We start from the raw sequence: 19,566 nt of genomic DNA on the forward strand, positions 1-19,566 counted from the left end.
GTTCTGCAGCGCGGTACGCGTGACCTTGGTCGGGTCGACCACGCCCGCATCCACCAGATCGCCGTACTCGCCGGTCGCCGCGTTGTAGCCGAAGTTCCCGGTGCCTTCGAGCACCTTCGAGATCACGACCGACGGTTCGTCGCCCGCATTGGCCGCGATGACGCGCAGCGGCGCCTCCAGCGCGCGCAGCACGATCCGGATGCCGGCGTCCTGGTCCGCATTCGCGCCCCGGATGTCCGACAGCGCCGCGCGCGCACGCAATAGCGCGACGCCGCCGCCCGGCACGATGCCTTCCTCGACCGCGGCGCGCGTGGCGTGCAGCGCATCGTCGACACGATCCTTCTTCTCCTTCATTTCGACCTCGGTGACCGCGCCGACCTTGATCACCGCCACGCCGCCCGCGAGTTTCGCGACACGCTCCTGCAGCTTTTCGCGATCGTAGTCGCTCGTCGCTTCGTCGATCTGCACGCGAATCGACTTCACGCGCGCGTCGATGCGCGCCGCATCGCCCGCGCCGTCGATGATGATCGTATCGTCCTTGCGCACCTCGACACGCTTCGCACGACCAAGATCCTCGAGCGCGGCCTTGTCGAGCTGCTTGCCGGTTTCCTCCGAGACGACCGTCGCGCCGGTCAGGATAGCGAGATCCTCCAGCATGGCCTTGCGTCGATCGCCGAAACCCGGCGCCTTGACGGCGGCGACCTTCAGGATGCCGCGCATCGAATTCACGACGAGTGTCGCGAGCGCTTCGCCTTCGACATCCTCGGCGACGATCAGCAACGGCTTGCCGGCCTTGGACGCCGCTTCGAGAATCGGCAGCAGATCACGGACACTGGAGATCTTCTTGTCGTGCAGCAGAATCAGCGCATCGTCGAGATAGGCCGCTTGCTTCGCCGGATCGTTGATGAAATACGGGCTCACGTAACCGCGATCGAACTGCATGCCTTCGACCACGTCGAGCTCGTTCTCCAGCGACTTGCCGTCCTCGACGGTGATCACGCCGTCCTTGCCCACTTTCTCCATCGCATCGGCGATGATCTTGCCGATCGCTTCGTCCGAGTTCGCGGAAATCGCACCGACCTGCGCGATTTCCTTATGGGTCGAAATCGGCCGGGACAGCGCGCGCAGCTCGTCGAGCACCGCGCCGACGGCCTTGTCGATGCCGCGCTTCAGATCCATCGGGTTCATCCCGGCCGCGACGTGCTTCATGCCTTCCTGCACGATCGCCTGCGCGAGCACGGTGGCGGTGGTCGTCCCGTCGCCGGCCACGTCGGCCGTTTTGGACGCGACCTGCTTGACGATTTGCGCGCCCATGTTCTCGAAGCGGTCCTTCAGCTCGATTTCCTTCGCGACCGACACGCCGTCCTTCGTGATCACGGGCGCGCCGAAGCCGCGTTCGATCACGACGTTGCGGCCCTTCGGGCCGAGCGTCACCTTCACCGCGTCGGCCAGCACGTTCACGCCCTTGACGATCTGCTGGCGCGCGCCGTCGCGGAATTTCACGTCTTTTGCAGTCATTTTCCTGCTCCGGATACAGTCGTTGAACGGGATGCCGCGCGCATCGGGCAGCCACCCGTGCGACGCGGTCGAATCGGCATTCAGGCCGCTTTCCTGGCGGCCGGCGATTCGGGTTCGAGTACGCCCATGACGTCCTCTTCGCGCATCACGAGCAGTTCCTCGCCGTTCACCTTCACGGTCTGGCCTGCATATTTGCCGAAGAGAACCTGGTCGCCGACCTGGAGCTGCAGCGGACGCTGCGAGCCGTCCTGGAGCAGCCGGCCGCTGCCGACCGCAATCACTTCACCCTGCTCGGGCCGTTCGGCGGCCGAATCGGGAATCACGATGCCGGAGGCCGTCGTCCGCTGCTGTTCGATTCGCTTGACGATAACCCGGTCGTAGAGGGGACGAATCTGCATTTTCATCTCCTGAGCGATGAGATCACCTGGAAAAGGGAATCCGCTGGCGCCCGCACGCGCAAAAGCTGCGATGCGCCGGCGTGCCGTCGATTGGCGAAAAGCGAAATAGTGGCGCAGGACGCGTGCTTCAAGAGGCCGAAAAAAGCCTGTTTGTAACAAAATGTTTCACCAAGGAAGCGCCTTTTTGATGATCGTCGGTTGTCTCGCGACGCCCCGCGACGCGCGGCAAGAAGGCGTCGCCGGCCGCCGCACCGGGACATGCGAACCGTCGCGGAGCGGTGCTTGAAATCCGCGCTTCCCATCCTATTTTGGGTATCGCTCAAGCAGCCGCGGCTTATGCGCTGCGTGTTTCGATTTGTTTGTCAACGAGGCCTCTCGTGGATCGACGAACTGGAGCGCGTGGTCCGGTTCGTCCCCGTGCGAGGCCCAATCGGGAGCGAATCATGAACGATCCTTTCCTTGTCTTCGATCGGCTGCCGGAGGTCGGCCGCCGACCACGACGCGCCGCCCGCGCCTTCAAGGGTCTGCCGGCCGGCCTGCGGATGGCGCGCAACGGTACGGGCCGCGCGGCGCCGATCGGCGCTCGGGTACGTGCTGCCCGCAAGCCGTTCGCGTTGCGCGGCGCGGCCCAACCGGCCGCGATCGGCCGACCGAAGCTGCCGCGCCGTCGGGTCGCCGCGCGTGGGTGGGCGCTGCACCCTATTTCGTTTTTCTGGGCCGCGCCTAAGCGCGGCGGTGCCGTGCGCGACGGGGGGTAGCCATGCTGAGCCCGCACGAATTCGCGACGCTGATGCTGGTGTGCCAGGCACCGGATCAGCTCGACATGAATCGCGCCGAACTCGATGCGTTGCTCGAACGACAGCTCGTCATGCTCGAACATCGCGCGCCCGGCCGCCGACGCGCGTATCTGACGAAGAAGGGTCGATCGATTCTCCATGCGCTCGGGGCCGATATCGCTTCCCGCGGGAGCCACGGGGCGACGGCGAAGCGCGGCGGTCAAGGCGAAGCGCCCGGCGCGCTATCGGACGAGGCGGGATGACGCGGCTCGGTCGCCGACTCGGCGACCGACGTGCACATGGTCTGCCCGACGTACGCAGGGGCCGCGAAAACGCGCCGCCGACACGGAGCCTGCCAGCCGGCGACATACGGGCCCCGTGCGGCCTGCCTCATCGCGCAGGACGGGATCGAAGGCGCGCCGGCATGCGCGCCCCACGCGCCACATCCGTGGCTACCGACACACTTCCCCGGCCTCGCTCAGCCCCCGTGACGGCTCAGAGATCCAGCACCAGCCGTTCGCCGCGGCATCGCGACACGCACGGCATCATGCAATCGTTGCGGGCCTTTTCCGCCGCACTCAGGAACGCGTCCCGATGATCGGGCGTGCCCTCGAGCACGGTCGTCCGGCATGCGCCGCACACGCCCGCCTCGCACGACGTGGCGACCGCGATGCCGTGCTCGTACAGCACATCGGTGATCGACTGCCCCGGCGGCACGAGCAACGCGCGCCGCGAGCGCGCGAGCTCGATCCGGAACGCGTCGGCCTCGCCGTCGGCGGGCTCCGCGGCCGGCGCGGAAAAATACTCGTGATGAAGCCGCGCATCGCCGAGCGCCGGCCGCGCGATCGTGTCGACGGCCGCCATGAACGGCGCCGGTCCGCAGAAATACAGATGCGAGCGCGGCTCCATCGCGCCGACGATCGTCGCGATCGCGTCGCGGGTCGCGTCGGGCGTCAGCCCCGTGTGCACCGTCGCGACGTCCGCGAGCCGCGACGCGAGCGTCGCCCCGTACGCGGCCGCGTCGGCCGAACGCACAAAGTAGTGGAACGCGAGCGGCCGGCCCGCGCGCACCAGGCTATGCGCCATCGCGAGCAGCGGCGTCACGCCGATCCCGGCGGCGAGCAGCACGGCCGGGCTGTCGTCCGGCGCGAGCGGGAAGTAATTCAGCGGCGCGCCGATCCGCAGCACGTCGCCGACCCGGATCGCATCGTGCACGTACGCGGAGCCACCGCTCGACGCCGGCTCGCGCTTGATCGCGATCTCGTACACGCCGTGCTCGACCGGATCGTTGCACAGCGAATACTTGCGCGTGAGCCCGTCGCGCAGATGCAGGTCGATATGCGCGCCGGCTTCGAACGCCGGCAGGCAGCGACTCGGCGCGTCGCTGACGAGCCGCAGCGAAATCACGTCGCACGCGACGCGCTCGCGCGCAATCACGCGCGCGGCAAGCAGATCGTTTTCGATCATTGGATTCACCATTCAGGAAAACTCACAACAGCCCGATCAGCCGCCACCACAACGCATTGATCGGGATCACGAACACCACGCCCAGCAGCGCCGTCGCGATGCAGTACCGCAGCACCGCACGCCGGTCCAGCTGCGCGAGCGCGTTGCCGAACACGATCGGCGGCGACTGGTACGGCAGGACCGTGGTCGCATAGCCCATCACCTGCGCGAGCAGGCCGGCCTTCAGGTGCAGCCCCTGCGCGAGCAGGCGCGACACGATCGGCACGTATAGCGCCGGTTCCGCATTCGACGTGACCGCGAAACAGACGACGATCGACAGCGCGGTCAGCGCGAAGTACATGAGCATCGGGCTGTCGCGCAGCGCGTCGAGCGCGAGCGTGTCCGGCACGCGCATGTCGAGATGGTTGACGAGCGCGGTCAGCCCGATGATCGCCGCGATGAACCACAGCAGGTCCATCTTCAGCGTCGCGGTGAAGCGCTCGAGCTGCGCGGGCGGCGACGTGCCGAAGTAGACGAGCGCGAAGCCGAGCCCGACCCAGCCTGGCGCGATGCGATGCACGGCGTCGGTAAACCAGAACGCGAGCGTGATCGCCAGCAGCACGATCGCGTGCCATTCGCGCCGGCCGAGCGCGCCGCGCACCGCCGGTATCTCGACTTCGCCCACCGTATCCGCGAACAGCCACCAGGACGCGAGCACCAGCACCGCGCCGCGCACGATCACGCCGGCCGGAAAGAACAGCAGCAGATACTCGGAGAAGCGCAGATGCATCCCGTGCGACTGCTCGAGAATCCCCGCCATGATCACGTTCGGCAGGTTCGCGGGCAGCACCGCGGCCGCCAGCTCGTACGAGCCGACGATCACGAGCAGCAGGATGCCGCGCCGCCCGTTCGCGTGCGCGCCGAGCTTCACGACGTCGCAGTAGCCGATCGCGATCGGAATCAGGATCGCGATCCGCCCGAACGTCGACGGCATCACGAGCGACAGCAGGAAGCTCAGGATCGCGAATGCGAGCAACGCCTTCAGGTACGAGCCGCCGATCCGGCGCGCGAGCGCGATGCCGATCCGTTCGCTCAGGCCGCTCTCCTTCAGCGCGAAGCCGATCGCCGCGCCGCTGAACACGAGCCAGAACGCGCTCGACCCGAAGCCGGAGAAGATCTCGGCGGTGGGCACCGTCGTGCAGGTCGCCGCGAGGAAGAAAAACAGCAGCGACACCCACAGGCTCGCGACCGCGCCCGTCGCCCACAGCACGATGCAGGTGAACACGATCGCGACGATGCGTGCGTCGCCGGCCGACAGCGCGCCGCGCGCGCCGAGCGCGGCGACGCTCGCGAGCCCCGCCGCGAGCAGCGCGGCCGTGACGCGGCCGGCCGTCAGCATGCCGGCGCCGCGGCCCGGCCCGCCGAGCGCACCGCCGCTCAAGCGCGCATCACCGGCGAGTTCGCCGGGATCTCGTATTCGACGTGCGACTCGTCGAAGATGTCGCCGAATTCGCGCTGCTGGCGGAACGTCGGGTCCGGCGCGCAGCTCATCGGCAGATAGCCGCCCATCCATGCGCGCAGGTCGGTCACGTCCGGCGCGCCGCCGTACACGTTCGCGACCGGCCGCTCGCCGCGCGCGACCGCGTCGATCTGCTCCTGCAGCATCTGGCGGAACATCACGATCCCGCGATCGGACGCGCCGAGGTTCTCGCGCGAACGATCGAAGATCGGGCCCTGCGTCTCCACCGCCATCGCATCCTGGCTCATGAACGTGTTCATCAGGTAGCGGCCCGCCGCGTCGGTGCGCGCCGGCTGCCGGACGATCTTCGGCGCCTCGTCCGCGGGCGGCCGCGCGCCGTCCGCGTTCGGCGTGAACGACACCCAGACGATCCGCGTCGTCGTATCGTCGACCGGCACGCGCCAGTGCATCTCGGTCATGATCCGCAGCATGTTCGGGAACACCATCAGGTTGCCCCAGCCACGACCCTCGCCTTCGTATTCCCAGCTCTTCACGATGCCCCAGTCGAAGCGCTGGAAGCCGAACCGCTTGAACGGCTTGCCGAACCCGGACGCGTCGCGCATGCCGAGGTGCTCGAAGTATTTCGAGTGCGTATAGAAGGTGTGCGTGACGTCGACCGCGTTTTCCTGCACCTGGAACCAGTTGCACGCGAGATCGTCCTGCACCTCGAAATGGCGGACGCCGTCGTTGCGCACGAGGATGTCCCAGTTCGGAAACGCGGGCTTCTGCTCCGCCGGCCCCATGTAGGCGAAGATCAGCCCGCCGCATTCGTGCGTCGCATAGCTGTCGATCAGCTTCTTGCACACGCGGCTCGCCTTCGCCGATTCGAACGGCCGCTCCACGCATTCGCCGGCCGCGTTGTACTGCCAGCCGTGATACGCGCAGCGGATCGTGGCTTCCTCGACGAAGCCGTACAGCAGCGATGCGCCGCGATGCGGACAACGCTCCTGCACGAGCAGCACGCCGCCGTTGCCGGTGCGCGCGAGCACCAGATCCTCGCCGAGAATCCGCACGCGTTTCGTCTGGCCGGCTTCGGCCAGCTCCGACGAATAACCGACCGGATGCCAGTAGCGACGCAGCAATTCGCCGCACGGCGTGCCGGGCCCCACGCGGGTCAGCAATTCGTTGGTGGCGTGGTCAAGCATGAATACACCTCTCTCTCAGGTTGTAGCGGGCTGTATCGCCCCGGAGACGTCCGCGTACCGGCGAACCCTCAGTTCCGATACGCCCGTCGATAAATCTATTTTTTTAGACTAAATAAAGTGAAGGAAAAATGCAAGGCGGGAAAATCCACAATTTTCAGCCCGTCATCGCCGCCGCATCGCCAGAAATCGATCGATGTGTATAATTAAAAAGACGAACGGTACGCGCGATCGCCGAGATCGACGCGCCGCGCGTCGGCCAACCAGGAGGACAAGATGGCGATCATTGGCGTGATGGGCTCGGGCACGAACGAATGGCCGGAGTGGGCGACGCCGCTCGGAACGTGGATCGCCGCGCAAGGGTTCGACCTGCTGACCGGCGCCGGCCGCGGCGTGATGCTGTCGGTCGCGCGCGCCTACGCGACGACGCCGGGGCGCCGCGGCCGCTCGATCGGCATCGTGCCGAGCGAAGCGCACCCGCTGTTCGGCTTCGTGCCGATCGCCGGCTATCCGAATCCGTTCATCGACCTGCCTATCGTCACGCCACTGCCGCGCAAGGAAGCGGACGCGCCGGACGACGCATTGAGCCGCAACTACGTGAACGTGCTGACGAGCGACGTCGTCGTCGCGCTGCCGGGGAGCAAGGGCACGCTCGACGAGATCCGCCTCGCGACGCGCTTCGCGAAACCGTTGATCTGCACCGGGCCCGCGAGCGCGTTCGATGGCGTCGCGGCCGGCACGCGCATCGTGTCGGCGCTCGATGACGTCTATGCCTTCGTGCTCGCGCAGGTGAACCGCGCGCAAGGCGGCGCGGGCGCGCCCGTTCCGTCGGCGTGAACCGCGCGCCCTCCGGATCCCCGGCGCGTCGGCCGCCATCGTTTCCCGTGTCGCCGGTCACAGCCGCGCGATCGTGTCGGCGAGCACGCGCACGCCCAGCATGAAATCATCGATCGACATCGCCTCGCGCGGGTTGTGCGACCCGTGATCGTTGCGCACGAACAGCATCCCGCTTGGCACGCCCGCGTTCGCGAACAGCGCCGCGTCGTGGCCCGCGCCGCTCGGCAGCGTCGCATACGGCACGTCGAGCCGCGTGCACGCGTCGGCAAGCGCGGCGCGCAGGGTGGCATCCATCCGCGCCGGCGCGCTCGCCAGCCGCCGGTCGAAATCGAATCGCACGCCACGCTCGCGCGCGATCGAATTGCATTCGGCGATCAGCAGCTCATGGAAGACGTCGAGCGTCTCCGTGCTCTCGCTGCGCGCCTCGAAGCTGAAATGCACCTGGCCGGGAATCCGCGAAATCGAATGCTCGTCCTGATCGGTCGACACGATGCCGGTCGTCACGACGAGATCGATGTTGCGTTCGAGCAGCCGGCGCCAGTGCTCGTCGAGCCGCGTGATCAGCTCGGCGACCGCGAAGATCGCGTCGTGCCGCAGGTCGCGCGGCACCGCGCCGGAGTGGCCGGCCTCGCCGATGCAACTGATGGAGTTGTGCCGCACGTTGCCGCGAATGCCGGACACGACCGCGACCGGCAGCCCGCGCGCGACCATCACGGGCCCCTGCTCGATGTGGAGCTCCAGATATGCATGCGCGCCCCGCACGTCGAACAGCGGCTTGCGCGCCCGCACCGCGTCGATGTCGACGCCCGCCGCCGCCATGCAGTCGGCCAGCGGCCGGCCGGTGCTGCGATGCTTCATCGCGAGATCGTCCGGCGTCAGCCGGCCGAACAGCGCGCTCGATCCCATGTAGGCCTTGCCGAACCAGGCGCTTTCTTCGCCGCGCAGCGCGATCACGTTCAACGGGCGCGGCGACGTCGAGCCGCTGCGCCGTTGCGCGACGAGGCACAGCAGCCCCGCGACGATGCCCGCGAGCCCGTCGTAGTTGCCGCCATGCGGCACCGAGTCGAGATGCGAGCCGACCCAGATCGCACGCGCATGCGGGTCCGCGTCGGGCAGGCTGAAGACCAGGTTGGCCGCGCGATCGGCGCGCACCGCGATGCCCTCGCGTTCGGCGTGCGCCGCCAGCCGCTGCGCGGCCGCCGTTTCGCTGTCGCCGTAGCTCTCGCGCGTGACGCCCACGCCGTCGGCCGACAGCACGCGGATCTCGTCGAACCACTGCTCGGCGAGCGCCGTCAGTTCGGCAAGCGGCAGCGCCGCCGCATCATGCGCTTCGATGTCCGCCTGCGCGTCCGGCGTGTCGGTATGCGCGTTCATCAGGCCCCCGCCGTCGTGCCGCCCGCGCGCGCCGGCGCCGCGCAAAAGCGCCGCCAGCGCTCGCTCAGCTCCGCGTCGAGCCTGACCTGCCCGGTCAGCGACGCGATCGCGCCGATGCCCTCGTCCGCGCAAAACTGCTCGAGCCCGTCGACGATCGTGCGCATCACGCCCGGATCGCGGAACGACGCCGTGCCCACCTGCACCGCGCTTGCGCCGGCGAGCAGGAACTCGATGGCGTCGGCGGCACTCCGGATGCCGCCGCAGCCGATCACCGGAATCGACACGGCGCGGTAGCACTGGTGGACGAGCCGCAGCGCGATCGGCTTGATCGACGGCCCGGACAGGCCGCCCATCACGTTGCCGAGCGACGGCCGGCGCGTGCGCACGTCGATCGACATGCCGAGCACCGTGTTGCCCATCACGATCGCATCGGCGCCCGCGTCCTGCGCCGCTTGCGCGATCTTCGCGATGTTGCCCGCGTTCGGCGTCAGCTTCACCCACAACGGATGCCCGGTGCGCGCGCGGATCGCGTCGACGACCTGCCGGGTCATGCCCGCGTCCATTCCGAACGCCATGCCGTCCGCCTCGAGATTCGGGCACGAGATATTCGCCTCGATCGCCGCGACGTCCGGCCGCGACAGTGCCTCGCACGCGCGCGCGAACGCGTCCGCCGTATCGGCGGACACCGACGCGACGACCGGCGTGCCGTGGCCCGTGTACGCGGGCAACACGTGTTCGAGATAGTCGTCGATGCCGCGGCTCGGAATGCCGATCGAATTCAGCATGCCGTCACCCGCATCGGCGACGCGCGGCGTCGGGTTGCCCGGGCGGCTGGCGGGCGACACGCTCTTGATCACGAGCGCGCCGAGCCCGGTCAGGTCGAGCGCATCGCGATACTCGATCGCGAAACAGCCGGATGCCGGCATCACGGGATTGCGCAGGCGCAACTCGCCCACGCGTACGCTCAGGTCAGCCAACTTCCACCTCCGTCACCACGTCGCGAATCGCGAACACCGGGCCCTCGCGGCACACGCGCCGGAATGCGCGGGTCGCGCCGTCGTCGAACATCCGCACGCACGACAGGCAGACGCCCATCCCGCATGCCATCCGCTGCTCGAGCGCGACCTCGCCGCGCATCGACGGATGGTCGGCGAGCACGCGCTGCAGCAGCGCGAGCAGCCGTTGCGAGCCGCACGTATAGACCGCGTCCGGCCGGTCGCGCGCGATTGTCGCGCGCAGCAGCGCGTCCACGTTCGCGACCGCCGACGAGCCGTCGCTGTCGAACACCGCATGCACGTCGGCCGGCGCGCCGCGCAGGAATTCCGCGGTCATCAGGTCGTCCGGCGTGCGCGCCGACATCACGATCGTCAGCGCGATGCCCGCCGCCGCCGCGCGCTGCACGAGCGGCGCCATCGTCGCGAGACCGACGCCGCGCGCGACGAGCAGCAGCCGTCGCGCGCCGGCGTCGAGCGTGAACGGGCGGCCGAGCGGCCCGACGATCGACAGCCGCGCGCCGACGTCGAGCTGCGCGAGCGCACGCGTGCCTTCGCCGGTCACGTTGTACAGGAACTCGATCTCGCTGGCGCCGGGGCCGACGCCGTACACGCTCATCGGGCGCGGCAGGAATGGCCGGTGCAGATCGCTGACGGGACAGACGAGCTGATAGAACTGGCCGGCCTGCGTGACGCTCGCGAGCGGCGCGTCGGCGCGCACGCGCAGATAGCGATAGCGCCGGTTCACCGCGCGATGCGCGACCACGTCGCACGCATGCGCGGCGACCGTGGCCGCCCACGGCTGCGCGCAGGCGCGCGCCCCGTCGATCACGTCCATCGTTCTCTCCTCGTTACGGTTGGGCGGGAGGCACGCGCGTCAGTCGAGCGCGCGGTCCTTCAGTTCCGGAATCAGCGTGACCGTGACGATCATGTCGAGCACGTACAGCGCGGCCAGCATCGCGATCGCGATCTGAAACGAATAGCGCGCGGCGAGCGCGCCGACGACGAGCGGCCCGAGGCCGCCGATCGCACGGCCGACGTTCCACAGCACGTTCTGCGCGGTCGCCCGCACCGCGGTCGGGTACGCTTCGGACATCAGCGTGCCGTAGCCGCCGACCATCCCGTTCACGAACATCCCCATCAGCGCGCCGGCCCACAGCATCGTGGCCGGGTCCGTCAGCCGCGAATACGCGAACACCATCGCCACCGCGCCGAGCTGGTACAGCAGGAACGTCGGCTTGCGGCCGATCCGGTCGGCCAGGTGTCCGAACAGCCAGACGCCGACCATCATCCCGAGCACGGTCACGGCGGTCCACAATCCGGATTTCGTCAGCGAGAAGCCGAGCTGCTTCGACAGGAACGTCGGCATCCAGATCATGATCCCGTAGTAGCCGAAGTTCTGCACCGCGCACAGCACGACGATGCCGATGCTCGTGCGGGTCGTGCGCGCATCGGCGAACAGCAGCCGGAAACGCGCGCCCGTGCGCGCCGGCTGCCGGCTCCGGACGAACACTTCCGGCTCGTGCAGCTTGTTGCGCAGCACCCAGGCGACGATCGCGGGCAGCACGCCGATCGCGAACATGCCGCGCCAGCCGACGCTCTGCAGCAGCAGCGGCGTCAGCAGCGACGCCGCGAGCACGCCGCTCTGCCAGCCGAGCGCCACGTACGACGACACGCGGGCGCGCTTGGCTGCAGGCCACGCTTCGGCCGCGAGCGCCATGCCGATGCCGAATTCGCCGCCGAGGCCGATGCCGGCGATGGTCCGGTACGCGAGCAGATCCCAGAAGCCCTGTGCGAACGCACACAGCCCGGTGAACACCGCAAAAAGCAGGATCGTCCAGGTCAGCACGCGCACGCGGCCGTAGCAATCACTGAGCGCGCCGAAAATCACGCCGCCCGCGACCGCGCCGACCAGCGTCCACGTGACGAGCGCCCCCGCCTGCTGCGCGCCGAGTTGCAGCGATGCCGAAATTGCCGGCAGCATGAAGCCGAGGATCAGCAGGTCGAAGCCGTCCATCGCATAGCCGATGGCCGAGCCGGCCAGCACTTTCCACGCGTAGCGCGACACCCGTTCGGGCGGTGCGCCGGCGGGCGCGGCCGCCGAGGGTCGAAGGTTCGCTTCCATGATTGTCCGTATCGTGAGGAGGGAATATCGATGCCGGTGGTCCGCCTCGCGGTCGTTTGTCGTTTTTTTTGGACAGACTGACCGCAACCCGATCGTCGGCATCGCGCAACTTAAGGGCGTGGCCCGCGCAGATTCGCGCCGGCGCCGCGCATCAGACGACCAGTTCCTTCGACACCCGCGCGGCGACGCCGTTGAGCGCCGCGAGCAGCGCGTCGTCCGAGCCGCGGCTCGCATCGCTCAGCCGCCGCGCGTGCTCGCGCAGCTCGGCGAGAAACGCCTGCACCGTCTCCGTGCAGACCGCCACGCCCTCCTGCCGTTCGGCGAACGTCGCGGCCGCCTGTGCGAGCAGCACCAGCGCCGCCGATTCCCGCCCGTGCGGCGCCGCCGCGTCCCGGCAGCGCGTCGCGAACCGGTGAATGTCGGAAAAGCCGACGACGTCCTGTGCCAGCCACTGCGTGGCGTCCATAAGGTTCATGCTTTCCTCCTCGTCTAAATATTTAGACTACCCGCATCAAAAACGGAATGCAAGCGTCCGATGTATCGGGGTAAACCGCGAAGCCTCGCATCGCGACGCCTGCGTCAGAAACGCGTGCGCAGGCCCGCGCCGTACGTGATGCCGGTCGACAGCCCGCCGACGTGATCGACCCTGATCGCCGAATAGAGGTCGGTGCGCTTCGACAGCAGATAGTCGTAGCCGAGCGCGCCGGTGTTGCGATGCGCGCCGTCGGCGAGCGCCCCGCTCGAATGCGTATATGCGTAGCTCGCCAGCAGCGAACCCACGCCGATCGGCACGCTGACGCCGGCCTGCAGCGTATCGCCGTGGAAGTTGCCGCGCTGCGCGCGGTTCGCGACGTTCATGTACTGCGCGAACAGCTTCACGACACGCCAGTCGTACCACGCGCCGACCTGCACCGTGCGCTGGCTCGACAGGCCCGGCGCCGCGGCGAGCGCGCCGCCGAGATCGCCGGGCGTCGCGCTGAAGTTCACGTACTGGAAGACCACGGCGGCCGCGAACGCGCCGCGCGCGTAGTTCGCGTTGACGCTCCATTTCTTCGCGCCGTTCCGGCCGGCCGTATTGCCGAGTGCATACAGCAGCCCCGCATTGAATCCGCCGAACGTCGGGCTCGTATAGGCGAGCGCGTTGTTCCAAGCCGAATCGCCGACCACGCCCTCGGCGCCCACGCCCTTGAACGTGTGGAAGATCATCGGCGAGAACGTGTACGAATTGAACAGCGGGTTGAACTGGATCGTCGCGAGATACAGCGGCGTCGTGATCCGGCCAAGACGAAGCTGGCCGAACCGCGTCTGCAATCCCGCGTACGCATTGCGCGAAAACAGGCTGTCCCCGGCGTAGCGGCCGTACGCGCCGCTTTGCGGTTGAAAGTAGCTTTCGAGCACGAAGAACGCCTTGTTGCCGTTGCCGAGATCCTCGCTGCCGCCGAGCCCCCAGAACGACGTCGTCATCCCGCCGCCCGACTGCACGAACGCCGTGCGCCCGCCGGGTTGCTTCACCGAACCGACGAAAGCGTCGGCGACGCCGTACAGCGTCACGCTCGACTGCGCGTGCGCGAGCGGCGCGATGCCCATGGCGCCTGCCGCGCCGGCCATCAGGAATCCTGCCCGAAATCGGGCGCACGGGGTGCGCAACGTCATGCTTTTCTCCTCCCGGCGCAATGGGCCGGCACGTGGGAATCTCTGGAAGGTGCGATGCCTCTATCGCCGACGGCGTCCGCGCGCGCCGTTCGTCCAAATATTTAGACGACGTGCACGCGCACGGACACGATCCGGTCGCTGGCCGTGACCGCGCACAAGACGAGCGCAAGCCACGGGCGTGCGACCATCCGTTGTCGGCTACGTTAAAATACCCGATACAAAAAAATAGACAAACATCGATCTTCGCGATGCCCCCCGGGCAGGATGACGGCGCGGCGCGGTCGCGCAAACCGGTGTCTGTCGATTTTTCACCCGTCACCTAGAGGTACTTCATGTCCACCGCCGGTTCCCGAAAAACGCGTCTGCGCGGCGCGCGCTTCGACTTCGACAGCATTGGCGAGCGCTTGCGCGCGTACCGGATGGCTGCCGAGTTGCGCAGCGAGGACGTCGCCGAGCGCCTGAACATCTCGCGCGCGGCGGTCTACAAGCTCGAACGTGGCGAGATTGTGAAGATCGATACGCTCGAGCGGCTCGCCGCGCTGTTCGGCGTGTCGCTCGCGAACCTGATGGGCGTCGAGGTCGAGTATCACGATTCGGCGATCAGTTATTTCGAGCGCATGCGGCAGATCGAGAGCCGCTCGCAGCGGATCTTCGCGCACTTCGATCCGTTCTCGTTCCTGCTGACGTCCGACGATTACGAAGGCTGGCTGCGCCAGATGCTCGAGGAAAGCATCCCGCCGTCGCTGACCGATGCCGCGTGGCGGCAGACGCTGTCGAAAGTGATGGCGATCCTCGCGGACCGGAAAGCCGCGTTCCGGCGCGCACCGCTGAACGTGACGAGCCTGATCGGGCTGCGCCAGATCGAGCAGTTCCTGCACCACGGGCTGGTCGGCCGCCTCGGGCTGCCGCCGGGCGTGCAGCTCGAGCGCAAACTCGCCGCGCGCCGCGAAGTGATGCGCATCGTCGGGATGCTCGAGGACGATGCGAAAGGCGTGCGTATCGGTATCGTCAGCGACAATCTGCCGAACGAGACCTTCCAGATCTTCGAGGACGACGACAGCGCGCATATCGCGGTGTCGCCGTTCCGGCTCGGCGAGCTGCCGAACATTCGTACCGGGATCGCGACGATCACCACGTCGGCGGATGCCGTCGCGATGTACCGGAAGATGATCGACCGGCTGTGGGCCGATTCCACGAAGGGGGCCGACGGGGCCAGGCTGCTCGTCGACCTGCTCGACCGGGCGTAGCGCGGCGTCGCATCGACCACGCGCGATCGCGGTCGGCCCGCATCGCGCGCGTTCCTGCGCTGCTCTTCCTTTTGCGCCGAACCAGCCAGGAAGAAGGCCCATGACCGACTTCTCAACGCTCGCGCTGTTTTCGGGGGGACGGGTGCGCCGCTATTGCGCGGTTACATAGATCATGGAGATCTACAGCGATGCCCGCTGGCACGTCCGATCAAACGCCCAAACTCACAGCCGAGGCCGGTCGACCTGCGTGACATCGACATCAGCGTGCACGACGCCGCGCACGCTGCGCCTTGCCGCCCGCGTCCGCCTTTTCGGCAACGCGATCGAGTACCGCCGCGAACCGATCGGCCAGCGTCGGTCGCGAGCGATTGGGCCAGACCGCACTCAGTTCGAAGAAGGGCAGCGCATCTCCGTCGCGCACCTCGCAGACGCGCACGCCCGAGAAGTGCAGGGCCTGCACCGAAGCCGGCAGCAAGGAGGCGCCACAGCCGGCCGCGACGCAGGCGAGCACCGTCAGCGAGCGGTTCGCGTCCTGCACGATGTTGGCCTCGCAGCCGGCCTTGCGGAACGCGCTGAGGATACCGGCGCGCACCACCGGCAATTGCCCCTGTGGGAACCACACCAGACCGATGCGTGCCAGGTCGGCCAGCGCGAGCCGGCCGTCGGCGTCGAGCACATGCGTGTCGTGCACCACCGCGTGCAGCCGCTCGCGCGCGATCAGCTTCTCGTGCATGCGCCCGCGTACCACCACCGGCGTATGCAGCAGGCCGATGTCGATCTCGCCCGACTCCAGCGCGGCGGCCTGCTCGGCATTGCTCATCTCGCGCAGCGCCAGCTCCACGTTCGGTACTTCGGCGCGTAGCGCCGCGATCGCGCGCGGCAGCACTTCAAACAGCGCCGCCGAGACGAAGCCGATCGTGAACCGCCCGCCGCGCTGCGCGCCGATATCGCGCGCGCGCGTCTCGGCGGCCTCAATGCGCGCCACGCTTAGGCGGATGTCGTCGATGATCGCCTCGCCGGCTGCGGTTAGCGCCGCCCCGCGCCGCGTGCGCGAGAACAGCTTGACGCCGAGTTCGCGCTCGAGCCGCGTGATGGCCTGGCTTAGCGCCGGTTGCGCCAAGCCGAGCAGGTCGGCCGCACCAGTCACGCTGCCGGCGTCGGCTACGGCCACGAAGTATTTGAGGATACGGGCGGATTCCATAACGCAATGCAATGAAAGATCAACGTTTCCATAGTATGCGAGCCAGCCTCATCCCGCCAGAATGCATGTATCAATCAATCGCCGCCGGCGCATCAGCCGGCGCGCCGCAGCCAAGCTGCGCGCAAAGGGAGACGATCATGCGCTGGTACCGGGACATTACCCCCATCGAGAAACGAACCCTATGGGGCTGCTTTGCAGGCTGGGCGATCGACGCCGCCGACACGCAAATATTCTCGCTCGTGATCCCGACGCTGCTGACGGTATGGGGCATCTCCAAGGCGCAGGCCGGCCTGATCGGCGGCGCCACGCTGGTGGCGGGCGCCCTCGGCGGGCTGCTGGCCGGTGTACTGTCGGATCGCATCGGTCGCGTGCGCGCGCTGCAGATCACCGTGATCTGGTTCTCGCTGTTCACATTCCTGAGCGCCTTCGCGCAGAACTTCGACCAGTTGCTGGCGCTGAAGGCGCTGCAGGGCATCGGCTTTGGCGGCGAATGGACGGCCGGGGCGGTGCTGCTCAGCGAGATCGTCAGCGCGAAGCATCGCGGCAAGGCGATGGGCATCGTGCAGAGCGCCTGGGGCTTCGGGTGGGGCGGCGCGGTGCTGATCTACACGGCGATCTTCTCGCTGGTGTCGCAAGATTGGGCCTGGCGGCTGCTGTTCGCGGTCGGCCTGCTGCCGGCACTGCTGGTGCTCTACCTGCGCCGCAACGTGGTCGAGCCGCCGCGCGAGCCGCTGCCGGTCGACGCGAACGGCGAACGCCCTGGCGCGCTGGCGACGGCGGCCGGCATCTTCGCGCCTTCGGTGCTACGCACCACGGCGGTCGGCGGCCTGATCGGACTAGGCGCACACGGCGGCTACTACGCGATCAACACGTGGTTGCCCACCTACCTGAAGACCGAGCGCCACCTATCGGTGCTCGGCACCGGCGGCTATCTGGCCGTGGTGATCGTCGCCTTCATCGTCGGTTGCTTTGTCAGTGCCTGGCTGCAGGATCGCATCGGCCGGCGCTTGAACGTGATCGTGTTCGCCATCGGCTGCGCGGTAATGGTCAACCTCTATACCTTCCTGCCGATCGGCGACACCACCATGCTGGTCCTTAGCTTCCCGCTCGGCCTGGTCTCGGCCGGCATCCCGGCCACACTCGGCGCGCTGTTCAACGAGCTCTATCCGCAGGGGGTGCGCGGCACCGGGGTGGGCTTCTGCTACAACTTCGGACGCATCGTGTCGGCCGGCTTCCCGGTGCTGATCGGCCATATGAGCAGCTCGATGTCGCTGGGCACGGCGCTCGGCATCGATGCCGGCATCGCTTACGGGCTGGTGGTGATCGCCGCGCTGATGCTGCCCGAGACGCGCGGCCGCCGGATCGCGGCGCCGCTCGCCGTCGGCGAACCGGCCCGGGACGACGACGGCCGCGCGCCGAGCGGATCGCGAGGTTGAAGCCCTTGCTTGAAGTTGAAATGCGCTGCCGGTTTCCTTTTCCTTGATGTCTTCGTCTCTCTCCACCATGAGCACCACGCCTGACGATTGCGCGATGCAGGCCGAGTCGGGCCTGAGCCCCGGCGGCGCGGCATGGCTCGCGGCCGCGGCGCCAGCGCCCGCCGGCATCGACAGCCATGCCCACCTGTTCGTGCGCGGCCTGCCGCTGGCCGCACACCGACGCCACGCGCCTGACTACGACGCCACGCTCGATGCGTATGTCGCGCATCTGTCGACGCATGGGTTCTCTCAAGGCGTACTGGTGCAGCCGAGCTTCCTCGGTACCGACAACGGCTGGCTGGCCGCTGTCGCGCGTCGTTATCCGCAGCGCTTTCGCGGCGTGGCCGTGGTCGAGCCGGAGATCGACGAGGCGCAGCTGGCCGTGCTCGCCGCCAGCGGCATCGTCGGCGCGCGTCTGAACCTGATCGGGCTGCCGCTGCCCAACCTGAACCAGGGCCCCTGGCCGCGTTTTCTTGCGCGCCTGAACGCGCTGGGCTGGCATGTCGAGATCCATCGCGACGCGGCCGACCTGCCGGTGCTGCTTGACGCGTTGCTGGCGCAACGCTGTACCGTGGTGGTGGATCATTTCGGGCGGCCCGATCCGGCGGCCGGCCTGCGTGATCCGGGCTTTCGCGCGCTTCTCCGACGCGCCGACAGCGGCCGCATCTGGGTCAAGCTGTCGGCGGCCTATCGGAGCGTCGATGCGAACGCGAATGCCGATGCGGGTGGGGTGGGCGGCGACGGTATGGCATTGGGCACGATGCTGGCCGCCCAGCTGCTGGAGGCGTTTAGCCCCCAGCGTCTGGTCTGGGGCAGCGACTGGCCGCATACGGAGCATCGTCACCTCGTCGACTACGCGTCGACGGCGCACGCGTTGCGGCAATGGGTGCCCGACGAGGCACAGCGGCGCACCATCCTGGTCGATTCAGCACGCGAGCTGTTCCGCTACTGACCCTGTACGGCGGGCGATTGTCCGCGGCTCGCTCCAGATTTCGTTGATTGCGGTCACGATGTGCCTGGCTGTCGCAGCCGGGCCGCTTTGTTACGTCGCCGCCGCCTGTGCCGCAGTGACAGGCCCTCCGCACGATACAACCTGTCGACGCGCTTGCATTGTCTCGCCAGCCTTCCCGTCGCGGGACCACGTGAACGCGCCGATACCCGCAGTGCACAAATGGGACAGTTTTGTGGGCTAGGGGCATTTCATAGCACGGCGACGGAACATTCCAATCATCACGATTCATTTAACTTTCCGTGAGGACTTCGACACCGGCCGCCGCCTACGATGGGCGCATGTTTTCAGCACCTGCTTCCAGGAGTCCGTCATGCCCACCCGCAGACATCTGCTGTTCGCCGGCGCCACCGGCCTCGCCGCGCTCGCGGCGCTGTCGTCCGCCGGCCGCCGCGCGCTGGTCGCCCGCGCCTTCGCCACGCCGCCGGCCGGCTCGCCGAAGGGCGCCCCGTTCGAGATCACGCTCAGCGACGCCGAATGGCATCGCCGGCTCACGCCCGCCCAATACACGGTCCTGCGCGAAGCCGGCACCGAGCGGCCGTTCAGCAGCCCGCTGAACGACGAGCACCGGCACGGCACGTTCGCGTGCGCCGGCTGCGACCTCGCGCTGTTCTCGTCGGCCACCAAGTTCGACAGCCATACGGGCTGGCCGAGCTTCTGGAAACCGCTCGACCACGCGGTCGGCACCGACGCCGACGCGTCGTTCGGGATGGTCCGCACCGAAGTGCACTGCCGCCGCTGCGGCGGCCATCTCGGCCACGTGTTCGACGACGGCCCCGCGCCGACCGGCCTGCGCTACTGCATGAACGGCCTCGCGCTCGCGTTCCACCCAGCCGCCGCCTGATCCGGCCCCA

At 68.2% G+C, this 19,566-nt stretch carries 19 protein-coding genes; 7 read left to right on the plus strand and 12 right to left on the minus strand.

What is annotated here, in order from left to right; all coding sequences use genetic code 11:
• On the minus strand, positions 1 to 1,518 hold a 1,518-nt coding region (gene groL, locus AC3IFE_RS23420), incomplete at its 3' end, for a chaperonin GroEL (protein ID WP_489192283.1).
• A gap of 80 nt (positions 1,519 to 1,598) precedes the next feature.
• Positions 1,599 to 1,916 (minus strand): co-chaperone GroES, encoded by a 318-nt coding sequence (locus AC3IFE_RS23425; protein WP_006482399.1) that lies wholly within the window; start codon positions 1,914 to 1,916, stop codon positions 1,599 to 1,601.
• 443 nt (positions 1,917 to 2,359) lie between these two features.
• Here AC3IFE_RS23425 and AC3IFE_RS23430 point away from each other — a divergent pair, with 443 nt between their 5' ends.
• Together AC3IFE_RS23430 and AC3IFE_RS23435 are read left to right on the plus strand one after the other, a co-directional pair.
• The gene (locus AC3IFE_RS23430) at positions 2,360 to 2,674 is read left to right on the plus strand and encodes a hypothetical protein (protein WP_489192286.1); all 315 of its coding nucleotides are present in this window, start codon (positions 2,360 to 2,362) and stop codon (positions 2,672 to 2,674) included.
• Positions 2,675 to 2,676: 2 nt separating this feature from the next.
• Complete coding sequence (locus AC3IFE_RS23435; RefSeq protein ID WP_301740140.1) at positions 2,677 to 2,955, plus strand: hypothetical protein; 279 nt, start codon at positions 2,677 to 2,679, stop codon at positions 2,953 to 2,955.
• Between the two features lie 232 nt (positions 2,956 to 3,187).
• Here AC3IFE_RS23435 and AC3IFE_RS23440 read toward each other — a convergent pair whose 3' ends face one another.
• The 3 genes from AC3IFE_RS23440 to AC3IFE_RS23450 are packed head-to-tail and all read right to left on the minus strand — an operon-like array spanning position 3,188 to position 6,802.
• Entirely contained in the window at positions 3,188 to 4,159 is a 972-nt protein-coding gene (locus AC3IFE_RS23440; RefSeq protein WP_489192288.1) for a PDR/VanB family oxidoreductase, read from the minus strand.
• A gap of 22 nt (positions 4,160 to 4,181) precedes the next feature.
• Entirely contained in the window at positions 4,182 to 5,579 is a 1,398-nt protein-coding gene (locus AC3IFE_RS23445; RefSeq protein WP_489192290.1) for an SLC13 family permease, read from the minus strand.
• A complete protein-coding gene (locus AC3IFE_RS23450; protein WP_301740143.1) occupies positions 5,576 to 6,802 on the minus strand; it encodes an aromatic ring-hydroxylating dioxygenase subunit alpha in 1,227 nt (408 codons plus the stop codon). Before AC3IFE_RS23450 ends, AC3IFE_RS23445 begins: the two co-directional genes overlap by 4 nt.
• Before the next feature lie 273 nt (positions 6,803 to 7,075).
• On the opposite strand from AC3IFE_RS23450, the gene AC3IFE_RS23455 reads away from it, so the two are divergent.
• Positions 7,076 to 7,636, plus strand: a complete 561-nt coding sequence (locus AC3IFE_RS23455) for an SLOG cluster 4 domain-containing protein (protein WP_301740144.1) — start codon at positions 7,076 to 7,078, stop codon at positions 7,634 to 7,636.
• Positions 7,637 to 7,693: 57 nt separating this feature from the next.
• On the opposite strand, the gene AC3IFE_RS23460 is transcribed toward AC3IFE_RS23455, so the two are convergent.
• The 6 genes from AC3IFE_RS23460 to AC3IFE_RS23485 form a co-directional block, all read right to left on the minus strand.
• Positions 7,694 to 9,010, minus strand: a complete 1,317-nt coding sequence (locus tag AC3IFE_RS23460; RefSeq protein WP_489192293.1) for a hydantoinase/carbamoylase family amidase — start codon at positions 9,008 to 9,010, stop codon at positions 7,694 to 7,696.
• The gene (locus AC3IFE_RS23465; protein WP_489192295.1) at positions 9,010 to 9,987 is read right to left on the minus strand and encodes a dihydroorotate dehydrogenase; all 978 of its coding nucleotides are present in this window, start codon (positions 9,985 to 9,987) and stop codon (positions 9,010 to 9,012) included. Before AC3IFE_RS23465 ends, AC3IFE_RS23460 begins: the two co-directional genes overlap by 1 nt.
• Positions 9,980 to 10,840, minus strand: coding sequence for a dihydroorotate dehydrogenase electron transfer subunit (locus AC3IFE_RS23470; protein ID WP_489192297.1), 861 nt, complete (start codon positions 10,838 to 10,840; stop codon positions 9,980 to 9,982). The genes AC3IFE_RS23465 and AC3IFE_RS23470 overlap by 8 nt, the downstream gene beginning before the upstream one ends.
• 39 nt (positions 10,841 to 10,879) lie before the next feature.
• Complete coding sequence (locus tag AC3IFE_RS23475; protein WP_089471007.1) at positions 10,880 to 12,127, minus strand: MFS transporter; 1,248 nt, start codon at positions 12,125 to 12,127, stop codon at positions 10,880 to 10,882.
• A 151-nt stretch (positions 12,128 to 12,278) separates the two neighbouring features.
• Positions 12,279 to 12,602 (minus strand): hypothetical protein, encoded by a 324-nt coding sequence (locus tag AC3IFE_RS23480; protein ID WP_489192300.1) that lies wholly within the window; start codon positions 12,600 to 12,602, stop codon positions 12,279 to 12,281.
• A 104-nt stretch (positions 12,603 to 12,706) separates the two neighbouring features.
• Positions 12,707 to 13,780, minus strand: coding sequence for a porin (locus AC3IFE_RS23485; protein WP_489192302.1), 1,074 nt, complete (start codon positions 13,778 to 13,780; stop codon positions 12,707 to 12,709).
• 332 nt (positions 13,781 to 14,112) lie between these two features.
• Here AC3IFE_RS23485 and AC3IFE_RS23490 point away from each other — a divergent pair, with 332 nt between their 5' ends.
• Complete coding sequence (locus AC3IFE_RS23490) at positions 14,113 to 15,027, plus strand: helix-turn-helix domain-containing protein (RefSeq protein WP_006754637.1); 915 nt, start codon at positions 14,113 to 14,115, stop codon at positions 15,025 to 15,027.
• A gap of 259 nt (positions 15,028 to 15,286) precedes the next feature.
• Here the strand turns inward: AC3IFE_RS23490 and AC3IFE_RS23495 are convergent, their stop codons facing one another.
• On the minus strand, positions 15,287 to 16,228 hold the full coding sequence (locus AC3IFE_RS23495; RefSeq protein WP_089471003.1) for a LysR family transcriptional regulator: 942 nt from the start codon (positions 16,226 to 16,228) through the stop codon (positions 15,287 to 15,289).
• A gap of 137 nt (positions 16,229 to 16,365) precedes the next feature.
• Between AC3IFE_RS23495 and AC3IFE_RS23500 the strand changes: the two genes are divergently transcribed.
• From AC3IFE_RS23500 to msrB, 3 genes are all read left to right on the plus strand, one after another.
• Complete coding sequence (locus AC3IFE_RS23500) at positions 16,366 to 17,664, plus strand: MFS transporter (RefSeq protein WP_489192338.1); 1,299 nt, start codon at positions 16,366 to 16,368, stop codon at positions 17,662 to 17,664.
• Positions 17,665 to 17,731: 67 nt separating this feature from the next.
• Positions 17,732 to 18,655: an amidohydrolase family protein gene (locus AC3IFE_RS23505; RefSeq protein WP_489192304.1), complete on the plus strand. Its 924-nt coding sequence runs from the start codon at positions 17,732 to 17,734 to the stop codon at positions 18,653 to 18,655.
• A 370-nt stretch (positions 18,656 to 19,025) separates the two neighbouring features.
• On the plus strand, positions 19,026 to 19,556 hold the full coding sequence (gene msrB / locus AC3IFE_RS23510) for a peptide-methionine (R)-S-oxide reductase MsrB (protein WP_489192306.1): 531 nt from the start codon (positions 19,026 to 19,028) through the stop codon (positions 19,554 to 19,556).
• Positions 19,557 to 19,566: the final 10 nt, after the last annotated feature.

The organism is Burkholderia sp. APQ4-4ca, from assembly GCF_057837105.1.

Bases quoted from the DNA above. Each gene is read 5' to 3' on its own strand.
- AC3IFE_RS23425 (WP_006482399.1), bottom strand. From the start codon at position 1,916: ATGCAGATTCGTCCCCTCTACGACCGGGTTATCGTCAAGCGAATCGAA.
- AC3IFE_RS23430 (WP_489192286.1), top strand. From the start codon at position 2,360: ATGAACGATCCTTTCCTTGTCTTCGATCGGCTGCCGGAGGTCGGCCGC.
- AC3IFE_RS23435 (WP_301740140.1), top strand. From the start codon at position 2,677: ATGCTGAGCCCGCACGAATTCGCGACGCTGATGCTGGTGTGCCAGGCA.
- AC3IFE_RS23440 (WP_489192288.1), bottom strand. From the start codon at position 4,159: ATGATCGAAAACGATCTGCTTGCCGCGCGCGTGATTGCGCGCGAGCGC.
- AC3IFE_RS23450 (WP_301740143.1), bottom strand. From the start codon at position 6,802: ATGCTTGACCACGCCACCAACGAATTGCTGACCCGCGTGGGGCCCGGC.
- AC3IFE_RS23455 (WP_301740144.1), top strand. From the start codon at position 7,076: ATGGCGATCATTGGCGTGATGGGCTCGGGCACGAACGAATGGCCGGAG.
- AC3IFE_RS23460 (WP_489192293.1), bottom strand. From the start codon at position 9,010: ATGAACGCGCATACCGACACGCCGGACGCGCAGGCGGACATCGAAGCG.
- AC3IFE_RS23470 (WP_489192297.1), bottom strand. From the start codon at position 10,840: ATGGACGTGATCGACGGGGCGCGCGCCTGCGCGCAGCCGTGGGCGGCC.
- AC3IFE_RS23475 (WP_089471007.1), bottom strand. From the start codon at position 12,127: ATGGAAGCGAACCTTCGACCCTCGGCGGCCGCGCCCGCCGGCGCACCG.
- AC3IFE_RS23480 (WP_489192300.1), bottom strand. From the start codon at position 12,602: ATGAACCTTATGGACGCCACGCAGTGGCTGGCACAGGACGTCGTCGGC.
- AC3IFE_RS23485 (WP_489192302.1), bottom strand. From the start codon at position 13,780: ATGACGTTGCGCACCCCGTGCGCCCGATTTCGGGCAGGATTCCTGATG.
- AC3IFE_RS23490 (WP_006754637.1), top strand. From the start codon at position 14,113: ATGTCCACCGCCGGTTCCCGAAAAACGCGTCTGCGCGGCGCGCGCTTC.
- AC3IFE_RS23495 (WP_089471003.1), bottom strand. From the start codon at position 16,228: ATGGAATCCGCCCGTATCCTCAAATACTTCGTGGCCGTAGCCGACGCC.
- AC3IFE_RS23500 (WP_489192338.1), top strand. From the start codon at position 16,366: ATGCGCTGGTACCGGGACATTACCCCCATCGAGAAACGAACCCTATGG.
- AC3IFE_RS23505 (WP_489192304.1), top strand. From the start codon at position 17,732: ATGAGCACCACGCCTGACGATTGCGCGATGCAGGCCGAGTCGGGCCTG.
- msrB (WP_489192306.1), top strand. From the start codon at position 19,026: ATGCCCACCCGCAGACATCTGCTGTTCGCCGGCGCCACCGGCCTCGCC.